24 protein-coding genes are annotated in these 24,089 nt (G+C 68.5%); 12 read left to right on the top strand and 12 right to left on the bottom strand.

Translation table 11 applies throughout. From position 1 onward, the window contains the following. Window positions 1–126: 126 nt before the first annotated feature. Window positions 127–1,494, bottom strand: a complete 1,368-nt coding sequence (gene radA / locus PIGHUM_RS20635) for a DNA repair protein RadA (protein ID WP_124081609.1) — start codon at window positions 1,492–1,494, stop codon at window positions 127–129. Between the two features lie 2 nt (window positions 1,495–1,496). Further along, window positions 1,497–2,600, bottom strand: coding sequence for an alanine racemase (gene alr / locus PIGHUM_RS20630; protein ID WP_124081608.1), 1,104 nt, complete (start codon window positions 2,598–2,600; stop codon window positions 1,497–1,499). A 204-nt stretch (window positions 2,601–2,804) separates the two neighbouring features. Between alr and hpnC the strand changes: the two genes are divergently transcribed. The 3 genes from hpnC to hpnE are packed head-to-tail and all read left to right on the top strand — an operon-like array spanning window position 2,805 to window position 5,895. Beyond that, window positions 2,805–3,692 (top strand): squalene synthase HpnC, encoded by an 888-nt coding sequence (gene hpnC, locus PIGHUM_RS20625; RefSeq protein WP_124081641.1) that lies wholly within the window; start codon window positions 2,805–2,807, stop codon window positions 3,690–3,692. Further along, a complete protein-coding gene (gene hpnD, locus PIGHUM_RS20620) occupies window positions 3,689–4,552 on the top strand; it encodes a presqualene diphosphate synthase HpnD (RefSeq protein WP_124081607.1) in 864 nt (287 codons plus the stop codon). The genes hpnC and hpnD overlap by 4 nt, the downstream gene beginning before the upstream one ends. Beyond that, window positions 4,531–5,895: a hydroxysqualene dehydroxylase HpnE gene (gene hpnE, locus PIGHUM_RS20615; protein ID WP_246013382.1), complete on the top strand. Its 1,365-nt coding sequence runs from the start codon at window positions 4,531–4,533 to the stop codon at window positions 5,893–5,895. Before hpnD ends, hpnE begins: the two co-directional genes overlap by 22 nt. 18 nt (window positions 5,896–5,913) lie before the next feature. On the opposite strand, the gene moaE is transcribed toward hpnE, so the two are convergent. The 6 genes from moaE to alaC form a co-directional block, all read right to left on the bottom strand. Further along, window positions 5,914–6,381: a molybdopterin synthase catalytic subunit MoaE gene (gene moaE, locus PIGHUM_RS20610; protein ID WP_124081606.1), complete on the bottom strand. Its 468-nt coding sequence runs from the start codon at window positions 6,379–6,381 to the stop codon at window positions 5,914–5,916. A 14-nt stretch (window positions 6,382–6,395) separates the two neighbouring features. Next, window positions 6,396–6,653 (bottom strand): molybdopterin converting factor subunit 1, encoded by a 258-nt coding sequence (gene moaD / locus PIGHUM_RS20605; protein WP_124081605.1) that lies wholly within the window; start codon window positions 6,651–6,653, stop codon window positions 6,396–6,398. Between the two features lie 10 nt (window positions 6,654–6,663). After that, window positions 6,664–7,893 carry a molybdopterin molybdotransferase MoeA gene (locus tag PIGHUM_RS20600; protein ID WP_124081604.1) on the bottom strand — a complete coding sequence of 410 codons (1,230 nt, stop codon included), beginning with the start codon at window positions 7,891–7,893 and terminating at the stop codon, window positions 6,664–6,666. Window positions 7,894–7,910: 17 nt separating this feature from the next. Then, window positions 7,911–9,326 carry a threonine synthase gene (thrC, locus tag PIGHUM_RS20595; protein ID WP_124081603.1) on the bottom strand — a complete coding sequence of 472 codons (1,416 nt, stop codon included), beginning with the start codon at window positions 9,324–9,326 and terminating at the stop codon, window positions 7,911–7,913. A 3-nt stretch (window positions 9,327–9,329) separates the two neighbouring features. Then, complete coding sequence (locus tag PIGHUM_RS20590) at window positions 9,330–10,637, bottom strand: homoserine dehydrogenase (RefSeq protein WP_124081602.1); 1,308 nt, start codon at window positions 10,635–10,637, stop codon at window positions 9,330–9,332. 152 nt (window positions 10,638–10,789) lie between these two features. Further along, window positions 10,790–11,989: an alanine transaminase gene (gene alaC, locus PIGHUM_RS20585; RefSeq protein ID WP_124081601.1), complete on the bottom strand. Its 1,200-nt coding sequence runs from the start codon at window positions 11,987–11,989 to the stop codon at window positions 10,790–10,792. A gap of 192 nt (window positions 11,990–12,181) precedes the next feature. Between alaC and PIGHUM_RS20580 the strand changes: the two genes are divergently transcribed. The 4 genes from PIGHUM_RS20580 to PIGHUM_RS20565 all read left to right on the top strand — a co-directional run bounded on the left by PIGHUM_RS20580 (window position 12,182) and on the right by PIGHUM_RS20565 (window position 16,355). After that, window positions 12,182–12,565: an Mth938-like domain-containing protein gene (locus tag PIGHUM_RS20580; protein ID WP_124081600.1), complete on the top strand. Its 384-nt coding sequence runs from the start codon at window positions 12,182–12,184 to the stop codon at window positions 12,563–12,565. Window positions 12,566–12,615: 50 nt separating this feature from the next. Beyond that, on the top strand, window positions 12,616–13,080 hold the full coding sequence (locus PIGHUM_RS20575; RefSeq protein ID WP_124081599.1) for a peroxiredoxin: 465 nt from the start codon (window positions 12,616–12,618) through the stop codon (window positions 13,078–13,080). A 91-nt stretch (window positions 13,081–13,171) separates the two neighbouring features. Then, window positions 13,172–14,914 carry a PhoH family protein gene (locus PIGHUM_RS20570; protein ID WP_124081598.1) on the top strand — a complete coding sequence of 581 codons (1,743 nt, stop codon included), beginning with the start codon at window positions 13,172–13,174 and terminating at the stop codon, window positions 14,912–14,914. A 31-nt stretch (window positions 14,915–14,945) separates the two neighbouring features. Next, window positions 14,946–16,355, top strand: coding sequence for a CoA transferase (locus PIGHUM_RS20565; RefSeq protein ID WP_124081597.1), 1,410 nt, complete (start codon window positions 14,946–14,948; stop codon window positions 16,353–16,355). Between the two features lie 31 nt (window positions 16,356–16,386). On the opposite strand, the gene PIGHUM_RS20560 is transcribed toward PIGHUM_RS20565, so the two are convergent. Genes PIGHUM_RS20560 through PIGHUM_RS20545 form a run of 4 tightly spaced genes read right to left on the bottom strand, consistent with a single transcriptional unit; the run spans window position 16,387 to window position 20,056 of the window. After that, a complete protein-coding gene (locus PIGHUM_RS20560; RefSeq protein ID WP_246013380.1) occupies window positions 16,387–17,091 on the bottom strand; it encodes an ABC transporter ATP-binding protein in 705 nt (234 codons plus the stop codon). Beyond that, window positions 17,084–17,848 (bottom strand): ABC transporter ATP-binding protein, encoded by a 765-nt coding sequence (locus PIGHUM_RS20555; RefSeq protein WP_124081596.1) that lies wholly within the window; start codon window positions 17,846–17,848, stop codon window positions 17,084–17,086. Before PIGHUM_RS20555 ends, PIGHUM_RS20560 begins: the two co-directional genes overlap by 8 nt. Then, on the bottom strand, window positions 17,835–19,094 hold the full coding sequence (locus PIGHUM_RS20550; RefSeq protein WP_160142379.1) for a branched-chain amino acid ABC transporter permease: 1,260 nt from the start codon (window positions 19,092–19,094) through the stop codon (window positions 17,835–17,837). Before PIGHUM_RS20550 ends, PIGHUM_RS20555 begins: the two co-directional genes overlap by 14 nt. Beyond that, on the bottom strand, window positions 19,091–20,056 hold the full coding sequence (locus tag PIGHUM_RS20545; protein WP_124081594.1) for a branched-chain amino acid ABC transporter permease: 966 nt from the start codon (window positions 20,054–20,056) through the stop codon (window positions 19,091–19,093). The genes PIGHUM_RS20550 and PIGHUM_RS20545 overlap by 4 nt, the downstream gene beginning before the upstream one ends. A 275-nt stretch (window positions 20,057–20,331) precedes the next feature. Between PIGHUM_RS20545 and PIGHUM_RS20540 the strand changes: the two genes are divergently transcribed. Genes PIGHUM_RS20540 through PIGHUM_RS20520 form a run of 5 tightly spaced genes read left to right on the top strand, consistent with a single transcriptional unit; the run spans window position 20,332 to window position 24,038 of the window. Then, window positions 20,332–21,879 (top strand): protein adenylyltransferase SelO, encoded by a 1,548-nt coding sequence (locus PIGHUM_RS20540; RefSeq protein WP_124081593.1) that lies wholly within the window; start codon window positions 20,332–20,334, stop codon window positions 21,877–21,879. 11 nt (window positions 21,880–21,890) lie between these two features. Beyond that, the gene (msrB, locus tag PIGHUM_RS20535; protein ID WP_124081592.1) at window positions 21,891–22,292 is read left to right on the top strand and encodes a peptide-methionine (R)-S-oxide reductase MsrB; all 402 of its coding nucleotides are present in this window, start codon (window positions 21,891–21,893) and stop codon (window positions 22,290–22,292) included. A 51-nt stretch (window positions 22,293–22,343) separates the two neighbouring features. Continuing rightward, window positions 22,344–22,934 carry a septation protein A gene (locus tag PIGHUM_RS20530; RefSeq protein WP_124081591.1) on the top strand — a complete coding sequence of 197 codons (591 nt, stop codon included), beginning with the start codon at window positions 22,344–22,346 and terminating at the stop codon, window positions 22,932–22,934. Continuing rightward, window positions 22,931–23,215, top strand: a complete 285-nt coding sequence (locus PIGHUM_RS20525; RefSeq protein ID WP_124081590.1) for a BolA family protein — start codon at window positions 22,931–22,933, stop codon at window positions 23,213–23,215. The genes PIGHUM_RS20530 and PIGHUM_RS20525 overlap by 4 nt, the downstream gene beginning before the upstream one ends. Before the next feature lie 55 nt (window positions 23,216–23,270). Then, entirely contained in the window at window positions 23,271–24,038 is a 768-nt protein-coding gene (locus PIGHUM_RS20520) for a peptidylprolyl isomerase (RefSeq protein WP_124081589.1), read from the top strand. Window positions 24,039–24,089: the final 51 nt, after the last annotated feature.

Raw genomic sequence — 24,089 nt, 5'->3', positions numbered from 1 at the left:
CCCGGATACTCTGGATGTGAGGCCGATTCGAGCGGTTTCAATCCCCTTTGCACGGCAGGGGATTGAAGGGTTATAGCACTCTGCCGGAGGAAAGGTGATCTCCGGGCGTTACCGGGGGATGGCCGGCTATTCGCGCAGGCGGTTCAACGCTTCGTCCAGGCGGTCCACCGCCCAGACTTCCATCCCTTCGATAGGCTGGCGCGGCGCGTTGGCCTTGGGGATCAGCGCGATGCTGAAGCCCAGCTTGGCCGCTTCGCGCAAGCGCTCCTGGCCGCGCGGCGCGGGACGGATCTCGCCGGCCAGGCCGACTTCGCCGAAGGCCACCAGGCCGCGCGGCAGCGGCCGGTTGCGCATCGAGGACACGATGGCGAGCAGCACGGGCAGGTCGGCGGCGGGCTCGGTGATGCGCACGCCGCCCACCGCGTTGACGAAGACGTCCTGGTCGAAAGCGGCGACGCCGGCGTGCCGGTGCAGCACGGCCAGCAGCATGGCCAGCCGGTTGCCCTCCAGGCCCACCGACAGCCGGCGCGGATTGGGCGCATTGGCCGAATCGACCAGGGCCTGGATTTCGACCAGCAGCGGACGGCTGCCTTCCTGGGTGACCATCACGCAGGAGCCGGAAACCTGCTGCTGGTGCTGCGAAAGAAACAGGGCCGAGGGGTTGGCCACGCCTTTCAGGCCGCGGTCGGTCATGGCGAAGACGCCGAGCTCGTTGACAGCGCCGAAGCGGTTCTTGAAAGCGCGCACGAGGCGGAACGAGGAATGGGTATCGCCCTCGAAATACAGCACTGTGTCGACGATGTGTTCGAGCACGCGCGGGCCGGCCAGCGCTCCCTCTTTGGTGACGTGGCCGATCATGACGATGGTGACGCCGGTCTGCTTGGCCGTGCGGGTGAGCTGGGCGGCGCATTCGCGCACCTGGGCGACCGAGCCCGGGGCCGAAGTGAGCTGTTCGGAGTACAGGGTCTGGATCGAGTCGATGACGGCGACCTCGGGGCTGTTCTCCGCCAGCGCGGCCTGGATGGATTCCAGGCGGATTTCGGCCAGCAGATCGACGTTGCCCGTGTCCAGCCCCAGGCGCCGGGCGCGCAGGGCGACCTGGTCGCCGGACTCTTCGCCGGTCACGTATAGTACTTTGCGGCTGGCCGCTAGCGAGGCCAACGCCTGCAGCAGCAACGTCGACTTGCCGATGCCGGGATCGCCGCCGATCAGCACCACGGCGCCCGCGACCATGCCGCCGCCCAGGACACGGTCGAATTCGTCGATGCCGGTCGGGAACCTCGGCAGTTCGCGCGCCTCGATCTCGGCCAGCTTGCGCACGGGCGCGCTGGCGGCCAGCGGCGCATAGCGATGACCGCCCGCCGTGCCGGCAGCGGGCGCGGCGGCGGTTTCTTCCAGCGTGTTCCAGCCGCCGCAATGCGGGCACTTGCCCTGCCACTTTGGCGAGGTGCCGCCGCATTCTGCGCAGACGTAAACGGTCTTGGCCTTGGCCATGATCAGTCCTCGAAATACACGGGCACGCGCGGCGCGACCGCGCACAGCAGCTCATAGCCTATGGTGCCGGACGCGGCGGCGACGTCGTCCACCGACAGCCCGTCCGCGCCCCACAGGGTGACCGGCGCGCCATCCCGCGCCTGCGGAACGGGCTCCAGATCCACGGCCAGCATGTCCATGGAAACACGGCCCAGCAAGCGGGTGCGCACGCCCGCCACGACGACAGGCGTACCGGTGGGGGCATGGCGCGGATAGCCGTCTGCATAGCCGCATGCCACCACGCCCACGCGCATATGCCGCTGGGCCCGGTAGACGCCGCCATAGCCGACCGCATCGCCTGGCTGCAAGGCCTGCGTCCCGATAAGGCGCGAGCGCAGCGCCATCGCGGGCCGCAGCCTCCACTGGGCGGCGCTTTCCCCGCCGAAGGGGCTGGCGCCGTACAGGGCGATGCCCGGCCGCGCCCAGTCCCCGGCGACTTCCGGGTAGCGCAGACAGGCCGCCGAGTTGCACAGGCTGGCGGGCCCGCTCATGCCTGCCGTGGCGCGGCGGAATACGGCGAGTTGCGCGGCAATGCCTTCATCGGTATCCGCCGTGGAAAAATGGGTCATGGTGCCGAGCTGCGCCACCGCTCCCGCCTCCTGTAGGGCCCGCAGCCGCGCGTGGGCGCCCGCGCCGTCCGCCGGCGTGAAACCGAGCCGGTTCATGCCGGTGTTGAACTTGAGGAAAACGTCGAACGGCCTGGCCGGCCTCGCCGCCTCCAGCATCGCGAGTTGGTCGGCATGATGGACAGTCAGCGTCAGGCCGTAGCGGCCGGCGACCTCCAGGTCGACCGGTTCGAAGACCCCTTCGAGCAGCAGGATGGGCCTGCTCCAGCCGGCCTCGCGGCAGCGCACGGCCTCGGCCAGGTCCAGCATGGCCAGCCCATCGGCCCGCGCGAAACCTTGTACGGCCCGCTCGATGCCATGGCCGTACGCATTGGCCTTGATCACGGCCCACACCCGCACCGGATCGGCCGCCCCGCGCACGCTGTCGAGCCGCGCGCGGATGGTGCCGAGATTATGGGACAGCGCCGAGCGCGAGATCGTGGCGGAAATGGGACGGGGCATGGCACAGCGGCAGGCAAAACGAGAGTGTAGCCCTTGCGATGGGTGAATGCCGAGGCCTTCCCCACGAAGTGCGTTGGGTTCAGCCCAGGAAGCCGCCGATCTGGCTCCGCCAGTCCGCCGGTTTCGCCCCCGGAGGGGCGGCGCGCGTAAGCACGTAGGGAGGGGCTCCAGTATCATCGGGCGCGGATACATACTGCCATGCCCATGTCTGCCGGTCACTACGAGAACTTCCCCGTCGCCTCCCTGCTTCTACCGCCGCATTTGCGCCGCGCGGTGCTGGACATCTACCGCTACGCCCGCGCCGCCGACGACATCGCCGATGAAGGCGACGCCAGCGACGTGGAACGGCTGTCCGCCCTCGCCCGCTTCTCGGCCTGCCTCGACCGCTTGGAAGCAAACAGATCCGGGTGCCCGGACCAGGCTGCGCCGCCCCCGTGCAGCGAAGACCTGGCCAGAATCTTCACGCCGCTGGGCGCGACCATCGCCCGCCACGCTCTTCCTCTCGCACCCTTCCGGGCCCTGCTGTCGGCCTTCTCTCAGGACGTCACGGTCAAGCGCTATGCGGACTACACCTCGCTGCGCGACTATTGCAGCCGCTCCGCCGATCCGGTGGGCGAATTGATGCTGCACTTGTACGGCGCGGCCACGCCGCGCGCGCTCGCCTGGTCGTCGGCCATCTGCACCGGACTGCAACTGGTCAATTTCTGGCAGGACGTGGCCGTGGACTGGAACAAGGGCCGGGTCTATCTTCCGCAGGAAGACCTGGCCCGGCACGGCGTGACCGAGGACGACATCGCCGCGGGGCGATGCACCGACGGCTGGCGCGCGCTGATGGCTGCCGAGGTCGGCCGCGCCCGTGCGCTGCTACACTGCGGGGCACCGCTGGCGCCGGCCTTGCCCGGACGGCTGGGCTGGGAACTCCGGCTGATCGTCCAGGGCGGCCTGCGCATACTGGAGCGCATCGAGGCCTGCGGCTACGACGTGTTCCGCGCCCGGCCGGTCCTGGGCCGGGCCGATTGGGCGCGCATGGCATGGCGCGCCTTGCGCATGCGCCGCGCCCAGTCTGCCCTCCCTCATTCTCACGACTCATGACGCCTGACCAGTACTGCCAGGAAAAGGCCGCCCAGAGCGGGTCGAGCTTTTATTACAGCTTCCTGTTCCTGCCCCCGGAGCGCCGCCGCGCCATCACCGCCTTGTACGCGCTGTGCCGCCAACTGGACGACACGGTGGACGAGGCCGGCGAGGCGTCGGTGGCGCGCATCAAGCTGGCTTGGTGGCGTACCGAGATCGACAAGCTGTTCCAGGGCAGGCCCGACCATCCCGTCACCCAGGCGCTGGCGCCCCACCTGCAAAGCTGCGGCATCACGCAGGACCGCCTGCTCGCCGTCGTGGACGGCATGGAAATGGACCTGGACCAGACCCGCTACCTGGACTATCCCGGTCTGCAGCGCTACTGCCGGCTGGCCGCGGGCGTGGTGGGCGAGCTGTCGGCCGGCGTGTTCGGCTACCAGGACGCCCAGACCCTGCAATACGCCGACCGGCTGGGGCTGGCTTTCCAGTTGACCAACATCATCCGCGACGTGGGCGACGATGCGCGCAAGGGCCGCATCTACCTGCCGGTCAACGAACTGCAGCAATTCGACGTCAAGGCTGCCGACATCCTGAACGGCCGCTATTCGGAAGGCTTCACGGCTCTGATGCAATTCCAGTGCGAACGGGCGCGCCAAGTCTATCGCGAGGCGCTCGATCTGCTGCCCGCCGGGGACCGGCGCGCGCAGCGGCCCGGGTTGATGATGGCCGCGATCTACTACGCCCTGCTCGGGGAGATCGAGGCCTCCGGCTACCAGGTGCTGCACCAGCGCATTTCGCTTACCCCGCTGCGCAAGCTGTGGCTGGCCTGGAAAACCTATATCAGCGGCGGCCGTGCGCTGTGGCGGCAGATCCAGTCCTGAGCGCCGCGCAGCGCGTCGCGGTGGTCGGTGCCGGCTGGGCCGGCCTGGCGGCGGCGCATGAACTGGCCGGGCGCGGCTTTGCCGTCACGGTGTTCGAAGCCTCCCATGAGGCAGGCGGACGCGCCCGCGCCGTGGCCGGCAAGTCCTTCGAAAACGCTTCCCATCCCCTGGACAACGGCCAGCATTTGATGCTGGGCGCCTATACCGACACGCTGGCCTTGATGCGCGAACTCGGCATCGATATGGACGCCGTGCTGCTGCGCACGCCCTTGCGCCTGGAAACCGCGGACGGCAGCTATATGCTGCGCGTGCCCAGGCTGCCGGCGCCGCTGCACGCGGCCGGCGCGCTGCTGGGCGTGCGCGGCCTGTCTTTCGCCGCGCGCCGGGCCGCGTTCCGCTTGATGGCCTGGCTGCGCCTGCGGCATTGGCACACGCCGCCCGGCTGGAGCGTTGCTCAACTGCTGCAGGCCCGCACGCAGCCGGCGCCGCTGGTCGCCCGGCTGTGGCGCCCGCTTTGCCTGGCCGCCCTGAATACCCCGCCCGATCAGGCCTGCGCGCGGCTTTTCGCGGCCGTGCTGCGCGACGGTCTCGATGCGCCTCTCGCCCACAGCGACCTGCTGCTGCCGCGCCGCGACCTGTCTTCGCTATGGCCGCGGGCGGCGGCCGCTCGCCACGACATGCGCTACGGGCACGTCGTCCGCAGCGTCGCGGCCAACGGCCAGGGCGTGTGCATAGACGGCGAGCCGTTCGCCGCGGGCGTCCTGGCGGCCCCGCCCGCTGTCTGCGCAAGGCTGCTGCCCGACGACCCGGCCATGCAGCCGGCCGTGCAAGCGATGCAGGCCTTCCGCTACCTGCCCATTGCCACACTGACCGTACGGTTCGCCGCGCCGCTGCGGCTGCGTTTCCCCATGCTCATGCTGGATGAGGATCCGGCGCGCGGCCACGACGGGCAATGGGTGTTCGACCGGGGATGGCTGCTGCGCCAGAATCCGGACCACGGCGAACTGGCGGTCGTGGCCAGCGCCGCGACGGCTCTCGCATCGCGCGACCGCGGGCGGGCCGCCGGGGCGCTGATCGAACAGTTGCAGGAACAGCTCGCCGGCCACGCGCCGGGCGGCCTGCCCGCGGTACGCGGCTGGGAACTGCTGGTGGACAAGCGTGCGACGTTCGCAGCGCGGCCTGGGCTGCACCGGCCCGGCAACGCGACGGCATGGCCGCGGCTGGCGCTATGCGGGGACTGGACCGATACCGGCTACCCCGCGACGCTGGAGGGCGCGGTGCGCAGCGGGCGGCAGGCGGGACGGCTGCTTGCGGGCAGCCTGAACCCTATGGATCGTACCTAGGCGCGCCCGGCGGCAGGCTCAGCGCGTCTCCCAGCGCCTGGCCGCCGTGTCGTCGGAGCCGCGGGCCTCGACCCAGCGCGTTCCACGAGACGTCGCTTCCTTCTTCCAGAAGGGGGCCTGCGTCTTCAGGTAGTCCATGATGAACTCGCAAGCGGCGAAACATTCGCCGCGATGCCTGCCGGCCACGCCGACGAAGACGATCTGGTCGAGCGCCTGCAGCGTGCCGACGCGATGGATCACGCCTATCGCGCTGAGCGTCCAGCGCGCCTGCGCCTGCGCGACGATGCCGGCCAGAGCCTTCTCGGTCATGCCCGGATAGTGCTCGAGCGTCAGCGACGCCACGCTATCGCCTTCGTTGACGTCGCGCACCGTACCGACGAAGCTCACGACCGCGCCGACCGAAGGATCGCGCCTCAGCGCGGCGATTTCGGCGCCGGCGTCGAAATCGCCGGTTTGCACGCGTACGGAAACAAATGGCGCGGACATGGCAGCCTCGCTGGTCAGCCGCCCGTCACGGGCGGGAAAAAAGCGATCTCGTCACCGGCCTGCAGTATTTCTGCGGCCGGGACCATCGTGTGATTGCGCGCCATGCGCACCGCGCGCTCTGGCGCGAGCGCCTGCGCCCAGACGCCGCCGCGGCCGGCCAACCAGGCACGCAAATCCCCGACGGTGCGCACCGCTTCCGGCAGCTCGGCGGTTTCGCCCTGCAGCCCAATAGCTTCGCGCAGCGAAGCGAAGAACAGGATGTCGACTTTCATGGTTTCCGCCTCAGCCCAGCAAATCAGCGTAGCTGATGAACTGGACCATATCGCCGCGGCGAATGGCCTGCCCGCCCGGATTGTCGATGACGCCGTCGCCCCATACGGTCGAGGTCAGCACCGCGGACAACTGATTGGGGAACAGGTCGAGCCCGCCTTGCGCATTGCGCCGCACCCGCATGAATTCACGCCGGCGGTCGGCCTTGGGCCAATCGAAATCGGCGCGCATGGCAGTACGCAGCAGCGGCGCGACCGTCGCGCCGGCCAGCTTGAGCAGCATCGGCTTGAGCAGCAGCCCGAAGGTCACGAAGCTCGACACCGGGTTGCCGGGCAGGCCGATGAAAATGGCCTCGGACCCATCCTCGCGCCGGATCCGTCCGAACGCAAGCGGCTTGCCGGGCTTGAGCGCAATGCTCCACATATCGAGCGAGCCCAGCGCTTCGACCGCAGGCTTGACGTGGTCTTCCTCGCCGACCGACACGCCGCCGGTGGTGATGACCAGGTCGTTGTGGCGGGCGGCCTCGCGCAGCGCGTCGCGGGTGGCTTCGAAACTGTCGTGCACCGAACCCAGGTCCGCATGGGCCACGGGCAGCGCCGCCAGCATACCCTGCAGCAGGTAGCGGTTGGAGTTGTAGATCTTGCCCGGTGCCAGCGGCTCGCCAGGCGCGGCCAGCTCGTCGCCGGTGAACAGCGTCGCCACCCGCAGCAGCGGCCGCAGCGGCAGCGCCGGCACGCCCACCGAGGCGGCCAGGCCGACATCCTGCGGGCGCAGGCGCGCGCCGGCCTTCAGGATGGTGCTGCCGGACTCGATATCGCAGCCGCGCGGCCGCACCCAGGCGCCGGCCTCGACAGGCTTGGCGAACGCCACGCAGTCGTCGTGCACCGTCGCTTCTTCCTGCATGACCACCGCGTCGGCGCCGGCCGGGATGGGCGCGCCGGTGAAGATGCGCGCGGCCGTGCCGGCCGCCAGCGGCTGCGGAACAGACCCGGCCGGGATGCGTTGCGAGACGGGAATGCCGGCGGCGAACAGCGCCGCGTCGGCAGTACGGACGGCATAGCCGTCCATGGCGGAATTATCGGCCGACGGCACGTCGATCGAGGCGGTCACGTCCTCGGCCAGGATGCGGCCGGGGGCGCCGGCCAGTTCGACACGCTCGGCGGGACGGGCCACCGGCCCGACCGCCAGCAAGACCTGGAGCGCTTGGTCCAGCGTCAGCAGATTCTGGGGTGCTTTCACCATGAATTCCTACGCGGCCGTCAGGCGGCGGAAGCGGCGATCAGGTCCTTGACCACCTGCACGTCGGGCTCGATCGTCTGCACGCGCTGCGGCAACTGCTCGATGCCATCGAACCCGGCAGGCCGCGGCGCGGGCTCGCCCAGGGCCTCTTCGATGGTAGCCGAGAACTTCACCGGCAGCGCCGTCTCCAGCACCAGCATGGGAATGCCGGGCTCGACGTAGGGCCGCGCCACCTTGACGCCATCGGCCGTGTGCGGGTCGATGACCACGCCGGTTTCGGCTCGCACCTGGCGAATGGTCGCCAGCCGGTCGGCGTGCGTGCTGGTGCCGGAGACGAAGCCGTACTGCGCTTCGAGGCTGGGCTGGCGGGCCGACAGGTCGAAGGCGCCCTGCTCGGCCAATTGGTCCCACAGCGTCTTCAGGCGAACCGGGTCGCGGCCCATCAGGTCGTAGACGAAGCGCTCGAAGTTCGACGCCTTCGAGATGTCCATGGACGGGCTGGACGTCTCGTAGGTTTCGCTCGAAGCGCGCGGGCGGTAGATGCCGGTGCGGAAGAATTCTTCCAGCACGTTGTTCTCGTTGGTGGCCAACACCAGGCGGCGGATGGGCAGGCCCATGCTGCGCGCCACGTGGCCGGCCAGGATGTTGCCGAAGTTGCCGGACGGCACGGCGAACGACACCTGTGCCATCGGATCGGCGGCGCCGGCCGTGGCCAGGCGCCAGCCGTGGAAGTAATAGACCACCTGGGCGGCGATGCGCGCCCAGTTGATCGAGTTGACCGCGCCGATGCGATGCGTGGTCTTGAAAGTGAGATCGCCGCTGACCGCCTTGACGATGTCCTGGCAGTCGTCGAACACGCCATGGACGGCGATGTTGTGGATGTTGTCGTCCTGCAGCGAATACATCTGCGCGCGCTGGAAGGCGCTCATGCGGCCGGCCGGCGACAGCATGAACACCGCCACGCCCTTCTTGCCTCGCATGGCGTATTCGGCCGCCGAACCGGTATCGCCCGAGGTGGCGCCCAGAATGTTCAGCGTGGAGCCGCGGCGGGCCAGCACGTATTCGAACAGATTGCCCAGGAACTGCATGGCCATGTCCTTGAAGGCCAGCGTCGGCCCTTCCGACAGCCCCAGCAGGAACAGGCCCGGATTGAGCGGCTTGAGCGGCACGATCGCCTCGCCGCCGAACACCTCGGGACGATAGGTCGCGCGGGTCAGCGCGCGCAGGTCGTCTTCCGGGATGTCGGTGATGAAGAGCTTGAGCACTTCATAGGCCAGGTCGGCATACGGCAGCGCGCGCCAGGCCTGCAATTGCTCCGGCGAGACCTGCGGGATGGCCTCGGGCACGGCCAGGCCGCCGTCCGGCGCCAGGCCTTCGAGCAGCACGTCGGTGAATGGTTGCGGGGCCATGCCGCCGCGGGTGGAGAGGTATCTCATGTTTTATGCCAGGGTTTCTATGCGCAGGCGCGTCACTGCGGAGAGTACGGCGGGCAGCGCCTCGATGCGGGCGATGGCGGCATTGACGTTGCGCTCCACCGCTTCATGGGTCAGGAAAATGATGTCGGCCTGGCTCGCATCCTCGCGCGGCTTCTGGATCATCGACACGATGGAGATGGACGCGTCGGCCAGGATGCGCGTGATGTCGGCCAGCACGCCGGGCTGGTCGCTGACCGCCAGCCGCAGGTAATACGAGGTGCGGATGTCTTCGATCGACAGCATGGGGCGGTCGGTGATGGCATCCGGCTGGAACGCCAGGTGCGGCACGCGGTGCTCGGGATCGGCCGTATGCAGTCGGGTCACGTCCACCAGGTCCGCCACCACGGCCGAGGCGGTGGGCTCCTCACCCGCGCCCTGTCCATAGTACAGCGTGGCGCCGACGGCGTCGCCCTTGACCATGACCGCGTTCATCGCGCCCTCGACGTTGGCCATCACGCGGCGCGCGTCGATCAGCGTGGGATGCACGCGCAGCTCGATGCCGTCGGGACGCGCCTTGGTGATGCCCAGCAGCTTGATGCGGTAGCCGAGCTCCTCGGCGTAGCGAATGTCTTCCTGCGCCAGCTTCGAGATGCCCTCGATGTGCGCCTTGTCGAACCGCACCGGCACGCCGAACGCGATCGACGACAGCAGCGTGAGCTTGTGCGCGGCGTCCACGCCTTCGATGTCGAAGGTCGGGTCGGCTTCGGCGTAGCCCAGGCGCTGGGCCTCGGCCAGCACGTCGGCGAACGGCAGGCCGCGCGCGCGCATTTCGGTCAGGATGAAATTGGTGGTGCCGTTGATGATGCCGGCCACCCATTCGATCTGGTTGGCCGACAGGCCCTCGCGGATCGCCTTGATGATGGGGATGCCGCCGGCCACTGCGGCCTCGAAGGCGACCATGACGCCTTTGTCGCTGGCGCGTGCGAAGATTTCGTTGCCATGCTTGGCCAGCAGCGCCTTGTTGGCGGTGACCACGTGTTTGCCGTGGGCAATGGCCTCCAGGACGAGTTCGCGCGCCAGCGTATCGCCGCCGATCAGTTCGACGACGATGTCGATCTCCGGATCGCGGACGATCGCGAACGGATCGGCGACGACCTCGGCGGTCTCGCCGACGCGCGCCTTGGCCTTGACCAGGTCGCGGGCCGACACTTTGGTCGCGACGATGTGGCGGCCGGCGCGGCGGGCGATTTCTTCGGCATTGCGGGCGAGGACCTTGAAGGTGCCGCCGCCTACGACGCCCAGGCCCAGGAGGCCTACTCGGATGGGTTCCATTGTATTTCCGGGCAATACGGTTCTTCGAAACGCGGGGGCAGGCCTGCCAGGTGCCGTCCCGCTGGCAAACCCATTATTTTAGCGGACTTGCGCCGCCGGCAGGAAACCGCCGGCCAGCGCCCCGCGCCCGCTCTGCCCGCAGGCCGGCCCCCTTACCGCAGCAGCCCGTCCTTGCGGAACATTTCCTTGATGCCCCGCACCGCCTGCCGCGTCCGCTGCTCGTTCTCGATCAGCGCGAAACGGACGTGGTCGTCGCCATACTCGCCGAACCCGATGCCGGGCGACACCGCCACATGCGCGTGCTCCAGCAGCCGCTTGGCGAACTCCAGCGAGCCCATCGCCAGGTAGGGCTCGGGAATCCTGGCCCAGATGTACATCGACGCCTTGGGCACCTCGACCATCCATCCCGCCTCGTGCAGCCCCTTCACCAGCACGTCCCGCCGGCTGCGGTACTGCGCGACGATCTCCTGCACGCATTCCTGCGGCCCGTCCAGCGCGGCGATGGAGGCCACCTGGATGGGCGTGAAGGTCCCGTAGTCGTGATAGCTCTTGATACGCGCCAGCGCCGACACCAGTTCCTTGTTCCCCACCATGTAGCCGACGCGCCACCCCGCCATGTTGTAGCTCTTGCTCATGGTGAAGAACTCCACCGCCACGTCGCGCGCGCCCGGCACCTGCATGATGGACGGCGCCACGTAGCCGTCGAAGGTGATGTCCGCATAGGCCAGGTCGTGCACCACCAGAATGTCGTTCTCGCGCGCCAGCGCTACCACGCGCTCGAAGAACGACAAATCCACGCACTGCGCAGTGGGGTTGCTGGGGAAACCCAGGATCATCATGCGCGGCTTGGGAATGCTCTCCTTGATCGCCCGCTCCAGCTCGGCGAAAAAATCCACCCCTGGGGTCATGCGCACCGAGCGGATGTCCGCGCCGGCGATGACCGCCCCGTAGATGTGGATGGGATAGCTGGGATTGGGCACCAGCACCGTGTCGCCGCGATCCAGCGTCGCCAGCATCAGGTGGGCCAGCCCCTCTTTCGAGCCGATGGTGACGATGGCTTCGGTATCCGGGTCGATGTCGACCCCGTAGCGCCGGCCGTACCAGTCGGCGATGGCCTTGCGCAGGCGCGGAATGCCCTTGGAGACCGAGTAGCCGTGCGTATTGCCGCGCCGGGTGGCTTCGACCAGCTTGTCGACGATGTGCGGGGGAGTATCGCCGTCCGGATTGCCCATCGACATGTCGATGATGTCCTCGCCGCGATGCCGCGCCGCCATTTTCAACTCGGCCGTAATGTTGAAAACGTAAGGTGGCAGGCGCTTGATGCGCGAAAACTCCCGGGAGGAGGTGGACATGGCGGATCCTTGCTCGATGAGGTGGCTGCAAAGTGAAAAACGCCTGCATGCGTTCCGGCCGGAGCGCCTGGCGAGGCGTACGATTTATAATAATGCCGTGCGTCCGGGCATTTGTCTCGCCGGCGCATCCGCCCCGGCCGCCGGAGGGCGGTATAGTTGGACCATTCGTCCCGTAGATCCGGAGTTGCCCATTTGAAGTTGCATTCCGACCCGGCCTCGGCGCTGAACACCATTACCGCGTACGGCGATGGCTACCTCGAGGTCAACCGCGTCCGCTACGAGCACGCCCTCGTGTTCGCTCCCGAAGGCGACGTCGTCGCCTGGCCTGTTTCCACCTTCGAAGACATCGATGCCGCCGCGCTCGAAAGCGTCGTGCCGCGCGCCGCGGCCCAGCCGCCCGAGGTCGTGCTGATCGGCACCGGCGCGCGCCAGCGCTTCCTGCCGCCCGCCGTGGTCAAGCCACTGCTCAAGGCGGGGATAGGCGTGGAAATGATGGACACGCTGGCCGCCTCGCGCACCTACAACATCCTGATGGCCGAAGGACGGCGCGTAATCGCCGCGCTGGTCCCGGCCTGAACGATGCGCGCGCCCTTCTTTCAACCTCGCTGTTTCCTGGAGCATCACGCATGAGTACCGCCATCGGGCAAGCCGCGCCCGCCTTCACCGCCCCCAGCACCGACGGCGACATCGCGCTCAAGGACCTCCAGGGCCGGGTCGTGGTCATGTACTTCTACCCGCGCGACAATACGCCCGGCTGCACCACGCAGGGCCAGAACTTCCGCGACCGCTACGCCGACTTCCAGGCCGCCGGCGCCCAGGTGCTCGGCGTCTCGCGCGATACCCTGGCCTCGCACCAGAAATTCAAGGAAAAACAGGGCTTTCCCTTTCCGCTCATCGCCGATCCCGACGAGACCCTGTGCGAACAGTACGGGGTCATGAAGATGAAGAACATGTATGGCAAGCAGGTGCACGGCATCGAACGCAGCACTTTCCTGATCGACGCGCAAGGCAAGCTGCGCCAGGAATGGCGCGGCGTGAAAGTGCCCGGCCACGTCGATGCCGTGCTCGAAGCCGTCCGGCAGCTCGGCTGAACTTGCCCCGGCCACCGCACCCCATGATGACCTTCCACGCGCCCCCGCCGGGCGCGTAGAAGACCCTCCCAGCCCCAGGAGATATCCGTCCATGCCGCTTCCGAAGATGCCCACCCGGCCCGCAGCCATCCTGTCCTTCCCCACGGGCGAGGCGGCACGTCCCGCCGCGCGCGGCAAACGGGCGCAGGCCGAGCCCGCCGCGCTGGCCGGCGAAGCCCCGCCCGCCGTCCAGCCCGAGCTGGAAGGCATCCAGGCGGCGCCGGCCAAGACTGCGCGCAAAACGGCCAAGGCCAGGACGCCGGCCAACTCCGCCGCGCCGGCGCTGGCTCCGGTGCCCGCGGCGCGCGCGCCCCAGCCCGCGCCCGCCCAGGCGCTTGCCGCCGCGCAGGCCGGCAAGCCCGCCGCCGTCCGCACGGCCAAGCGCCGCGCCAAGGCCAGCGAATCGGAAACCGCCAAGCTGTTCGTGCTCGACACCAACGTGCTGATGCACGACCCGAGCGCGCTGTTCCGCTTCGAGGAACACGACATCTTCCTGCCCATGATGACGCTGGAAGAACTAGACAACAACAAGAAGGGCATGTCCGAAGTCGCGCGCAACGCGCGCCAGGTCAGCCGCACGCTCGACGAACTGGTGAGCGACGTCGGCGACATGGAAGCGGGCATCCCGCTCGACAAGCTGGGCAACCGCGACGCCGTGGGGCGCCTGTACCTCCAGACCACGCTGCTGTCCTCCTCGCTGCCCTCGGGCCTGCCGGTGGGCAAGGCCGACAACCAGATCCTGGGCGTGGTGCGCGCGCTGCAGGAACGCTCCACCGACCGCGAAGTCGTGCTGGTGTCCAAGGACATCAACATGCGCGTGAAGGCGCGCGCGCTGGGCCTGCCGGCCGAAGACTATTTCAACGACCAGGTGCTGGAAGACTCCGACCTGCTCTACACCGGCATCCTGCAGCTGCCCGACGACTTCTGGGACAAGCACAGCAAGAACATGGAGTCCTGGCAACAGGGCGGCAGCACCTACTACCGCATCACCGGTCCGCTGTGCTCCCAGTTCGCGGTCAACCAGTTCGTCTACTTCGAAGGCAGCATGCCGCTGTACGCCCAGGTCAAGGAAGTCATGGGCAAGACCGCGGTATTGCAGACGCTGCGCGAATACACCCACAGCAAGAACAACGTCTGGGGCATCACCGCGCGCAATCGCGAGCAGAACTTCGCGCTCAACCTGCTGATGAACCCCGAGTGCGATTTCATCTCGCTGCTGGGCCAGGCCGGCACCGGCAAGACGCTGCTGGCGCTGGCCGCGGGCCTGACGCAAGTGCTGGAGACCAAGCGCTACACCGAAATCATCATGACCCGCGTCACCGTCCCGGTGGGCGAGGACATCGGCTTTCTGCCCGGCACCGAAGAAGAAAAGATGCTGCCCTGGATGGGCGCGCTCGAAGACAACCTCGACGTGCTCAACATGGGCGAAGGCGAGGCCGGCCATGGCGGCGACTGGGGCCGGGCCGCGACCATGGACCTGATCCGCTCGCGGGTCAAGGTCAAATCGCTGAACTTCATGCGCGGCCGCACTTTCCTGAACAAGTTCCTGATCATCGACGAGGCGCAGAACCTGACGCCCAAGCAGATGAAGACGCTGATCACCCGCGCCGGTCCGGGCACCAAGGTGGTATGCCTGGGCAACATCGCGCAGATCGATACGCCCTACCTGACCGAAGGCAGCTCCGGCCTGACCTACGTCGTGGACCGCTTCAAGGGCTGGCCCCATTCGGGCCATGTCACGCTGCAACGCGGCGAGCGATCACGGCTGGCCGACTACGCGGCCGAGGTACTCTAGGGAGTCCCTCCAGGCGCAACGGACCATCGCCATGAACGCCACCCCAGCAACCGAAGGAAATGCCGGCGGGGCCGCCGCCGGTTTCCTGCACGCCATCTGGCACGCCCTGGACGGCCCCCCGGGGCTGGCGGGCCAGGCGGCGTTCACCGGCACGGGCAGCCTGCCCTCCGTCTTTGCGGTGACCGAACTGGCGGCAGCCTCCATCGGCGCCGCAGGGCTGGCGCTGGCGGAATTGCTGGCGCTGCGCGGCGGCCAGGCGCCGGCCGTGCGGGTAGACCGGCGCCTGGCCTCGTTCTGGTTCGACTCCTCTTTGCGGCCGGTGGGCTGGAAACGGCCGCCGACGTGGGACGCCGTTGCCGGCGACTACGAAACCGCCGATGGCTGGATACGCCTGCATACGAATGCGCCGCATCATCGCGAGGCCGCGCTGCGCGTTCTGGGCTGCGCCGCCGATCGCGACAGCGTGGCGCGCGCCGTCGCAGGCTGGCAGGCGCAGGAACTGGAAAGCGCGGTGGTCGAACAACGCGGCTGCGCGGCACAAATGCGCAGTCTTCAGGAATGGGCGGCCCACCCGCAAGGCATGGCGATCGCTGCCGAGCCGCTGGCCTGGCATGCGCGCACGCCAGGCGCGGAACCTCCTGCCTGGGCCGTGCCGGCCGCGCGGCCGCTGCAAGGCATACGCGTGCTCGACCTGACCCGCATCATCGCCGGCCCGGTCGCCACGCGGCTGCTGGCCGGCTATGGCGCGCAAGTCCTGCGGCTGGACCCGCCGGGCTGGGAAGAACCTGCCGCCGAACCCGAACTGACCGTGGGCAAGCGCTGCGCCCGGCTGGACCTGCGCCAGGCCGAAGGCCGGCGCATTTTCCGCCAGCTGCTGCGCGATGCCGACGTGCTGGTGCACGGCTACCGCTCCGACGCGCTGGCCGCCCTGGGTTTCGATGCGCAGCAGCGGCGGCGCATCAATCCCGCGCTGGTCGACGTTTCGCTCGATGCCTACGGCTGGTCGGGCCCATGGAAGACGCGGCGCGGCTTCGACAGCCTGGTCCAGATGAGTTGCGGCATCGCCGACGCCGGCATGCGGCAGTCGGGCCGACCCCGGCCGACGCCGCTGCCGGTGCAGGCGCTGGACCACGCCACCGGCTACATCATGGCGGCCGCGGCGATACGCGGACTGTGCGAGCGCTTGCGCAGCGGCGCGGGCACCGAAACGCGGACCTCGCTGGCGCGCACCGCTGCATTGCTCGTGCAAGAGGTGGCACCGGCCGGCGCAAAACCTCTTGCGCCGGAGACCCGCGGCGACTGCACCGCGCCGTCGGAACTGACGGCCTGGGGCCGTGCACGGCGCCTCAAGCCGGCGCTGGACCTTGCAGGCACGCCCATGTACTGGGACTTGCCCGCCGGCCGCCTCGGCACGTCGCCCGCGGCCTGGACGCTCTCCTAGCGCCGCCTTTCCCCGCCAGCCCCCCTCCCCGTCAGAGCTCCAGCCACTCCTTGCGCACGCCGGGCTGCGCCAGCAATGCTGCGGGTGTTCCTTCAAACACCACGGCGCCGTGCCCCAGCACGTAGACACGGTCGGCGATGTCCAAGGCGAGGTCGAGCTTCTGCTCGATCAGCAGCATGGCCATGCCCTGCTCGCGCAAGACCTGGAAAAACCCGCGCAACTGCGCCACCACCTGGGGCGCCAGCCCTTCGGTCGGCTCATCCACCAGCATCAAGGCCGGATCGCCCATGAGCGTTCGCGCCAGCGCGAGCATCTGCTGCTCGCCGCCGGACAGCACTTGGGCATCGGTGTCGGCCCGGCGGCCCAGCGCGGGAAATAGATCGTAGGCGTCCTGCGGGCGCCACCGCCCCGGCCGAGCCTGCTTTTGGCCGAGCAGCAGGTTCTGCGCCACCGTCATGCCCGGAAAGATGTCCCGGCTTTCCGGCACGTAGCCTATCCCCAGGCGGGCGATGTCGAAAGGCCGCAGCGTGCGCGTTTCGCGGCCGTTCCAGACAAAGCTGCCGCTGCGCGCGACCAGCCCCATGACAGTCCGCGCCAGGGTCGAGCGGCCCGCCCCGTTGCGCCCCAGCAGCGCCACGATCTCGCCGCGCCCGACTTCCAGGCGCGCGCCATGCAGGACTTGCGCCTTGCCATACCAAGCGCGCGCATCCGCTATCCTGAGGGCCATATCACCCATGGGCGTGCTCCCCGGCCTGGCCCAGATAGGCGCGGCGCACGGCCGGGTCTGCGCGGATGCGGTCCGGCGTGCCGGTGGCGATCATCTCGCCCCGCACCATGACGGAAATCCGGTCCGCCAGCTCGAAGACCACCTGCATGTCGTGCTCCACGATCAAGACGGTGCGGCCGCGGCAAGCCTCGCGCAGCAAGGCCGACATCCGCGCAGCCTCGGTGCGGCTCATGCCGGCGGTCGGCTCGTCCAGCAGCAGCACGCTCGCGTCCGTCGCCAGCACCATGCCCAGTTCCAGCGTGCGCTGGCCGGCATAGCCGAGTTCGCCCGCCAGCCGTAGCGCCCACGTGTCGAGCCCCAGGCCGGCCAGCAGCCGGTCCGCGCGGGCATGGGCCGCATGCAAACCCCGGCGCCGCAGATAGCCCACGCCGCAGGCCCGCATCGCCGCACAGCGCAGGTTGTCCGCCACCGACATGCCGGCAAGGACATTGGCGACCTGGAAACTGCGCGACAGGCCGCGCCGCACCACCTTGTGCGCGGGCAGACCCGTGATGTCGCGGCCGTGCAGCCGGATCCGTCCCGCCGTCGGCGCTGCCACGCCCGACACCACGTTGAACAAGGTGGACTTGCCCGCGCCGTTCGGACCGATCAGCGCATGGAACTCGCCCCGCTCCACCCGCAGCTCTACGCCGTGCAGGATGCGGGCCTGGCCGTAGCGCATCGCCACGCCTTCCAACGCCAAGGCGATGCGCTCATTGCCGCACATCGCCGTGCTCCTGTAAAGCCATATGCCGTTTTCCCGTCCTGCGGCAGGCCATCCCCATACCCAGCAATATGCAGGCAGCCGCCCACGGCAGCGGCGCCCGGGCATCGAACTCCAGGCCGAACCAGCCTGCGGCCGGATTGCCCGCCTGACCGTGCGCCAGGCCGTAGGCGAGCTCCACGGCCAACGTCAACCCCGCCAGCAGCAACACGGCCGCGGCCGCTTGCCACGCATGCGCGCGCAGCCACGGCCAGGCGCCCTGCCGCCGCCACTGCCCCGCCAGCGAGCACGCCGCGCCGGCCAGGCCGCCCGGCATCGCCAGCACGACCAGCGCGAACAACAATCCCAGATAAAGCTGCCACGCGCCGGTATAGCGCGACAACGCGACCGAACATGCCGTCACGACCAGCGCGCCGAGCACCGGGCCCAGGAAAAAACCGCTGCCGCCGACCACTACCGCCAGCAGCACCATGGCCGAGCGTGCCGTGCCCAGGCTTTCCACGCTGGCGATCTCCAGATTCAGCGCCACCAGGCCGCCGGCGAGACCGGCGAAGAATGCCGCCAGCACCAGCATCAGGAAACGCACCGCATGCGGGTCGTAGCCCATGAAGCCGACCCGCTGGGGATTCTCGCGCACCGCGTTCGCCAACCGCAGCAGCGGCATGCGCCCCAAGCCGTAGATGGCCGCGCCGCACAGCAACGCCCAGCCCGCCGTCAGGTAATACATGGCGAGATCGGCGCCCAGGTCTGGATCGAACCAGCCCTCCATCCCGAGTGCCGGGCCGGCGGTACGGTCTCCCGCCAGGCCGGACTCTCCGCCGAACAGCTCGGGCCACGTGCCTGCCGCCGCATAGACCAGTTCGCCGATGGCCAGCGAGATCATCGCAAAGGGCGTACCGCCCCGGCGCGTGGTCGGGTAGCCGATCAACAGAGCGAACGCAGCGCCCGCGAGGCCGCCGGCCAGCGGCAGCGCCGCCACCGGCAAAGCCCATCCTCCCTGCGCCGTGGCGCGCAGCAGATGGATGACGGCGAAACCACCCAGCCCCGCATAGACCGCATGTCCGAACGACAGCAGGCCGGTCTGGCCGAGCAGCAGGTTGTAGGAAAGCGCGAGCACCGCCATGGCCGCCATCTGCGACATCAGCCCGAGCTGGAAGCGGCTGCCCAGCAGCAGCGGCGCCAGCATGGCCAGCAGTCCCAGCGCCAGGCTCCACGCCACCCCGGAAGAAACGCGCGCCCACGGCCTCATGTCTCGCGCGCGCCCATCAAGCCGCGCGGCCGCCATACCAGCACCGCGACCATCAGCAGATACGGCAGCACCGGCGCGATGCGCGACAGCGGCCAGGCGGCCAGCGCGGCGACCGCCTCGGGTCGCGCGCCCAGCCATCCGGCCACGCCGGCCAGCGACAAATGCGCGCCGACGGCCAGGGTCTGCACCAGGCCGATCAGCAGGCTGGCCACGAAGGCGCCCGCCAGCGATCCCAGGCCGCCCACGACAGTGACGACGAAGACGATGGGCCCCAGCGCCTGCGCCATGCCGGGATCGGTCACGAATACGCTGCCGCCGATGGCGCCGGCCAGCGCCGCCAGCAGGCAGCCCGCGGCGAACACCAGCATGAACACGCGCGGCACGTCGTGCCCCAGCGCCTGCGCCATGTCCGGATGGGCGATGGCCGCCTGCACCACCAGGCCGATGCGCGTGCGCTTGAGCCCCCACCACAGCGCCGCCAGCATGGTTCCGGCCACGGCGGCGATCACCAGCCGGTAGGCCGCGAAAGCCTGGCCGCCCAGCACGAGCAGCGGCTCGGCCAGCGCCGCCGGCATGCGATACGGCACCGCCGAACGGCCCCATACCAGCTGCACCAGCTCGACAATGACGTAGGCCAGCGCGAAGGTGAACAGCAATTCGGCCACGTGGCCGCGCGGCCGCAGGCGGCGCAGCGCGAAACGCTCCACCGCCGCCCCGCCCAGGCCCGCCAGCACAGGAGCCAGAAACAAGGCGGTCCAGAACGCAGCGCCCGCCGGCATCGACGCCCGTGCCAGCGCGCCGCCGACGGCATAGGCAAGATAGGCTCCCAGCATGTAGAAACTCGCATGGGCGAAGTTGATGATGCCCATCATGCTGAACACCAGGGTCAGCCCGGCCGACAGCATGAACAGCAGCAGGCCGTAGCAAAGCCCGTTGAGTACCGATACGATCAGGCCTTCCACGCACCCTGCTCCCGGCGGGCACGCGCGCCTGCCCGCCCCGTTCCGCGGCGGCGTAGGGAGCGGGAGAAAAAAATGGAATCCATGCAAATAGGTTAACCTGAGAAAAGGTCCCCCCTACGCGCTTACGCGCGCCCAGTATGGTGAGCCCCCAGCCGCTGCGCGGTAGCCCCCGAAGGGGGCTGGGCCCGCCTTGGGGCGGCCCGGCGCCGAGCCCAGGGGCGACGCTGGCGGACCGGCGGAGCCGGATCCGCGGCGCCCTGGGTAAGGGCCCGTACATGCAATGTGGAAGGCGCACGGCGCCGTGGATAACTGTTTTGAAGCTCGTGACCGATCTTTCTTCGCTGCGAACCGACAATTCCTTTGCCGCGCTGCCCGAGGACTTCTACTCCCGGGTCACGCCCCAGCCGCTCGGCGATCCCTGGCTGGTTCATGCCAACCCCGAGGCCGCCGCGCTGATCGGACTTGCGCCCGAAGCCTTGGCTGGCCCGCAGTTCCTGGCAGTGTTCTCCGGCGCTCAGCCGCTGCCCGGCGGCGCCCCGCTGGCGGCCGTCTACAGCGGCCACCAGTTCGGCGTCTGGGCCGGCCAGTTGGGCGACGGCCGCGCGCTGCTGCTGGGCGAGGCATGCGGCCCCGCGGGCAGTTGGGAGCTCCAGCTCAAGGGTTCGGGCCTGACGCCCTACTCCCGCATGGGAGACGGCAAGGCGGTGCTGCGCTCGTCGGTGCGCGAATATCTTGCCTCCGAAGCCATGCACGGACTGGGCATTCCCACCACCCGCGCGCTCGCTCTGGTCGCCTCCGACGACCCGGTCATCCGCGAAACCGTCGAAACCGCCGCGGTCGTCACCCGCATGGCGCCGAGCTTCGTGCGTTTCGGCTCGTTCGAGCACTGGGCCAGCCGCCAGCGTCCCGACCTGCTGCGCACACTGGCCGATTACGTCATCGACCGTTTCTATCCGGAGTGCCGCCCCGCTCCCGCGGGAGAAGCCCAGTCTGCCGCCGGCCCCTATCTGCGGCTGCTGGCGGCCGTCACGCGCCGGACCGCCGAGCTGATGGCCGACTGGCAGGCGGTGGGTTTCTGCCACGGGGTCATGAATACCGACAACATGTCCATCCTCGGGCTGACCCTGGACTACGGCCCGTACGGCTTCATGGACGGCTTCGACGCCCACCACGTCTGCAACCATTCCGACTCGGCCGGCCGCTATGCCTGGGATGCCCAGCCCGCGGTCGGGCATTGGAATCTCTACCGCCTGGCCGGCGCGCTGATGCCGCTGGTCCAGGACGAAGCCGCGCTGCGCGCGGCGCTGGCCGGCTACGAGCAGGCCTTCCTCGGCGCCTTCCATCGCAAGATGGCGGCCAAGCTGGGGCTGCGCCAATGGCAGGACGGCGACGAGGAACTGCTCGACGGGCTGTGGGCCGCCATGCATCACGACCGCGCCGACTTCTCACTGGGTTTCCGCCGGCTGGCCCGGGTCGCCAGCACCGAAACGTCCCCGCCGCCCGGCGGCGAAACCTTCGAAGATTTGTTCATCGACCGCGAGGCCGCGCAGGCCTGGCTGGCTGGCTACCGCGCCCGCCTGCGCCAGGACGGGCAAGCCGATGCCGCGCGCGCCGCCGCGATGAACCGCGTCAACCCGCTCTATGTCCTGCGCAATCACCTGGCCGAACTGGCCATACGCGCAGCCCGCTCACGCGACGCCGGCGAGATCGACAGGCTGGTGCGCCTGCTGCGCGACCCCTATACGGAACAGCCGGGCTGCGAAAGCTACGCCCGCCTGCCGCCCGACTGGGCGGGATCCCTGCAAGTCAGTTGTTCTTCATGAGGCTTCGATCCATGACCGACAAACCCAAAGTCCACAAATCCGACGACGAATGGCGCACGCTGCTCACCCCCATGCAATACGCGGTAGCGCGCGAAAAGGCGACCGAAAGGGCCTTTACCGGACAATACTGGAATCACCATGAAGCGGGCATCTACCGCTGCGTGGCCTGCGGCACCCCGCTGTTCGCCTCGGACACCAAGTTCGAATCCGCCTGCGGCTGGCCGAGTTACTTCGCTCCCATCAACCCCGACAACGTTCGCGAGGAAGTCGACACCACCCACGGCATGGTGCGCACGGAAATCCTGTGCAATGTCTGCGACGCCCACCTGGGCCACGTATTCGAGGACGGCCCGCCGCCCACCGGCCTGCGCTACTGCATCAACTCGGTATCGCTCAAGTTCGAACCCTTGTAGGGCCCTGCCCGTTCTTTTCCTCCACTTCAGCCATCCCTGTCCGCGATTCCGATGAAATTACTGTTCGATCTGTTCCCCCTGCTGCTGTTCTTCGCGGCCTACAAATTCGCCGACATCTACGTGGCCACCGGCGTCGCCATGGCGGCCAGCGTGCTGCAGATCGTCTGGCTGCTCGCGCGGCGCAGAAAGATCGAACCCATGCATTGGATCAACCTGACCATCATCGTGGTGTTCGGCGGTGCGACCCTGTTCCTGCACGACGAAACCTTCATCAAGTGGAAGCCGACCGTGCTGTACTGGCTGTTCGCCGCCGTGCTCGCCGGCGGACAGTGGCTGTTCAGGCGCAACTTCCTGCGCAGCATGCTGGGCGCGCAGATCCAGTTGGCCGACACCGTCTGGAACCGGCTCAACATGGCATGGGTGACGTTCTTTGCCGCGGTCGGCGCGCTCAACCTGTACGTGGCCTACCGCTGGCCCACCGAGATCTGGGTCAACTTCAAGGTGTTCGGCATCTTCGGACTGCTGCTGGTATTCATCGTCCTGCAATCGATCTACCTGGGGCGCCACATCAAGCAGCCCGGCGAAGGCAAGGTCGAGGAAATCGCCAAGCGCGAGACCGACGCGGGAGCGGAACGCTCATGAACCAGGAGCGCATGGACTGGATCCGCGAGCGCCTGCAGGCGCTCGCTCCGCGCTCGGTAGAGGTGCAGGACGACTCCCACCTGCATGCCGGACACGCCGGCGCGCAAGGCGGGGCCGGCCACTTCCGGCTGCTCGTCGTCTCGTCCCGGTTCGCGGGCCTGAACCGGGTGGCCCGACATAGGCTGGTGTATGATCGACTGGCAGACTTGATGCCTACGCATATTCATGCACTGGCGATCCAGGCACTGACACCAGAAGAACACTCTGCATCACCCCATTGAGCCCGGTCTCTACCCTCGTATCTCTTCTTCCTTTCATCCTCAAGGACTTCCATCAATGAAGCGTGTTTTGATGCTGGCAGCCGCGCTGACCGTGGCCGCCCCGGTTTTTGCGCAGAATGCCGCCGTCGTCAACGGCAAGGCCATCCCCTCTTCGCGCGTGGACCAATTCGTCAAGCTGCTGGTCAAGCAGGGCCAACCCGATTCGCCGCAGCTGCGCGAGCAGATCCGCGATGAACTGATCAATCGCGAGATCTTCCTGCAAGAGGCGGACAAGCGCGGCGTCGCCCGGCAGCCCGAGATCCAGGCCGAGATCGAGCTGACCCGCCAGACCGTGGTGATCCGCGGCCTGTTCAATGACTTCATCGCCAAGAACCCGATCACAGACCAGCAGGTCCAGGCCGAATACGATCGCGTCAAGGCTGCCCAGGGCGGCCAGGAATACCTCGCCCGCCACATCCTGGTCGAGAGCGAGGACCAGGCCAAGGACATCATCGCGCAATTGAAGAAAGGCGCGAAGTTCGAAGACCTGGCCAAGCAATCCAAGGATCCGGGCTCGGCCGCGAACGGCGGCAGCCTGGACTGGGCGCCGTCCTCCACCTACGTCAAGCCCTTCGCCGATGCCCTGGGCGCGCTGCAAAAAGGCCAGATGACCGAGGCCCCCGTGCAGACCCAGTTCGGCTGGCACGTGATCCGCCTGGACGACGTGCGTCCGGTCGAGTTCCCCCCGGTGGACCAGTTGCGGCCGCAGATCGAAGAATCGCTGCGCCAGAACAAGCTGCGCGAATTCCAGAGCAGCCTGCGTGAAAAAGCCAAGATCCAATAATTTGTTGGTTTACGCCAACAACGCAGGCGTGCTCATTAATTAAATTTTGAA

The sequence above is a fragment of the Pigmentiphaga humi genome, assembly GCF_900606115.1.
Classification (GTDB): Bacteria; Pseudomonadota; Gammaproteobacteria; order Burkholderiales; family Burkholderiaceae_B; genus Pigmentiphaga; species Pigmentiphaga humi.
This window is presented reverse-complemented; position numbering and strand designations above follow the sequence as displayed.

What these genes read in the sequence shown, in the direction of transcription:
- radA (WP_124081609.1), bottom strand. Translation starts at nt 1,494, where the DNA reads ATGGCCAAGGCCAAGACCGTTTACGTCTGCGCAGAATGCGGCGGCACC.
- alr (WP_124081608.1), bottom strand. Translation starts at nt 2,600, where the DNA reads ATGCCCCGTCCCATTTCCGCCACGATCTCGCGCTCGGCGCTGTCCCAT.
- hpnC (WP_124081641.1), top strand. Translation starts at nt 2,805, where the DNA reads ATGTCTGCCGGTCACTACGAGAACTTCCCCGTCGCCTCCCTGCTTCTA.
- hpnD (WP_124081607.1), top strand. Translation starts at nt 3,689, where the DNA reads ATGACGCCTGACCAGTACTGCCAGGAAAAGGCCGCCCAGAGCGGGTCG.
- moaE (WP_124081606.1), bottom strand. Translation starts at nt 6,381, where the DNA reads ATGTCCGCGCCATTTGTTTCCGTACGCGTGCAAACCGGCGATTTCGAC.
- moaD (WP_124081605.1), bottom strand. Translation starts at nt 6,653, where the DNA reads ATGAAAGTCGACATCCTGTTCTTCGCTTCGCTGCGCGAAGCTATTGGG.
- PIGHUM_RS20600 (WP_124081604.1), bottom strand. Translation starts at nt 7,893, where the DNA reads ATGGTGAAAGCACCCCAGAATCTGCTGACGCTGGACCAAGCGCTCCAG.
- thrC (WP_124081603.1), bottom strand. Translation starts at nt 9,326, where the DNA reads ATGAGATACCTCTCCACCCGCGGCGGCATGGCCCCGCAACCATTCACC.
- PIGHUM_RS20590 (WP_124081602.1), bottom strand. Translation starts at nt 10,637, where the DNA reads ATGGAACCCATCCGAGTAGGCCTCCTGGGCCTGGGCGTCGTAGGCGGC.
- alaC (WP_124081601.1), bottom strand. Translation starts at nt 11,989, where the DNA reads ATGTCCACCTCCTCCCGGGAGTTTTCGCGCATCAAGCGCCTGCCACCT.
- PIGHUM_RS20575 (WP_124081599.1), top strand. Translation starts at nt 12,616, where the DNA reads ATGAGTACCGCCATCGGGCAAGCCGCGCCCGCCTTCACCGCCCCCAGC.
- PIGHUM_RS20570 (WP_124081598.1), top strand. Translation starts at nt 13,172, where the DNA reads ATGCCGCTTCCGAAGATGCCCACCCGGCCCGCAGCCATCCTGTCCTTC.
- PIGHUM_RS20565 (WP_124081597.1), top strand. Translation starts at nt 14,946, where the DNA reads ATGAACGCCACCCCAGCAACCGAAGGAAATGCCGGCGGGGCCGCCGCC.
- PIGHUM_RS20560 (WP_246013380.1), bottom strand. Translation starts at nt 17,091, where the DNA reads ATGGGTGATATGGCCCTCAGGATAGCGGATGCGCGCGCTTGGTATGGC.
- PIGHUM_RS20555 (WP_124081596.1), bottom strand. Translation starts at nt 17,848, where the DNA reads ATGTGCGGCAATGAGCGCATCGCCTTGGCGTTGGAAGGCGTGGCGATG.
- PIGHUM_RS20550 (WP_160142379.1), bottom strand. Translation starts at nt 19,094, where the DNA reads ATGAGGCCGTGGGCGCGCGTTTCTTCCGGGGTGGCGTGGAGCCTGGCG.
- PIGHUM_RS20540 (WP_124081593.1), top strand. Translation starts at nt 20,332, where the DNA reads ATGCAATGTGGAAGGCGCACGGCGCCGTGGATAACTGTTTTGAAGCTC.
- msrB (WP_124081592.1), top strand. Translation starts at nt 21,891, where the DNA reads ATGACCGACAAACCCAAAGTCCACAAATCCGACGACGAATGGCGCACG.
- PIGHUM_RS20530 (WP_124081591.1), top strand. Translation starts at nt 22,344, where the DNA reads ATGAAATTACTGTTCGATCTGTTCCCCCTGCTGCTGTTCTTCGCGGCC.
- PIGHUM_RS20525 (WP_124081590.1), top strand. Translation starts at nt 22,931, where the DNA reads ATGAACCAGGAGCGCATGGACTGGATCCGCGAGCGCCTGCAGGCGCTC.
- PIGHUM_RS20520 (WP_124081589.1), top strand. Translation starts at nt 23,271, where the DNA reads ATGAAGCGTGTTTTGATGCTGGCAGCCGCGCTGACCGTGGCCGCCCCG.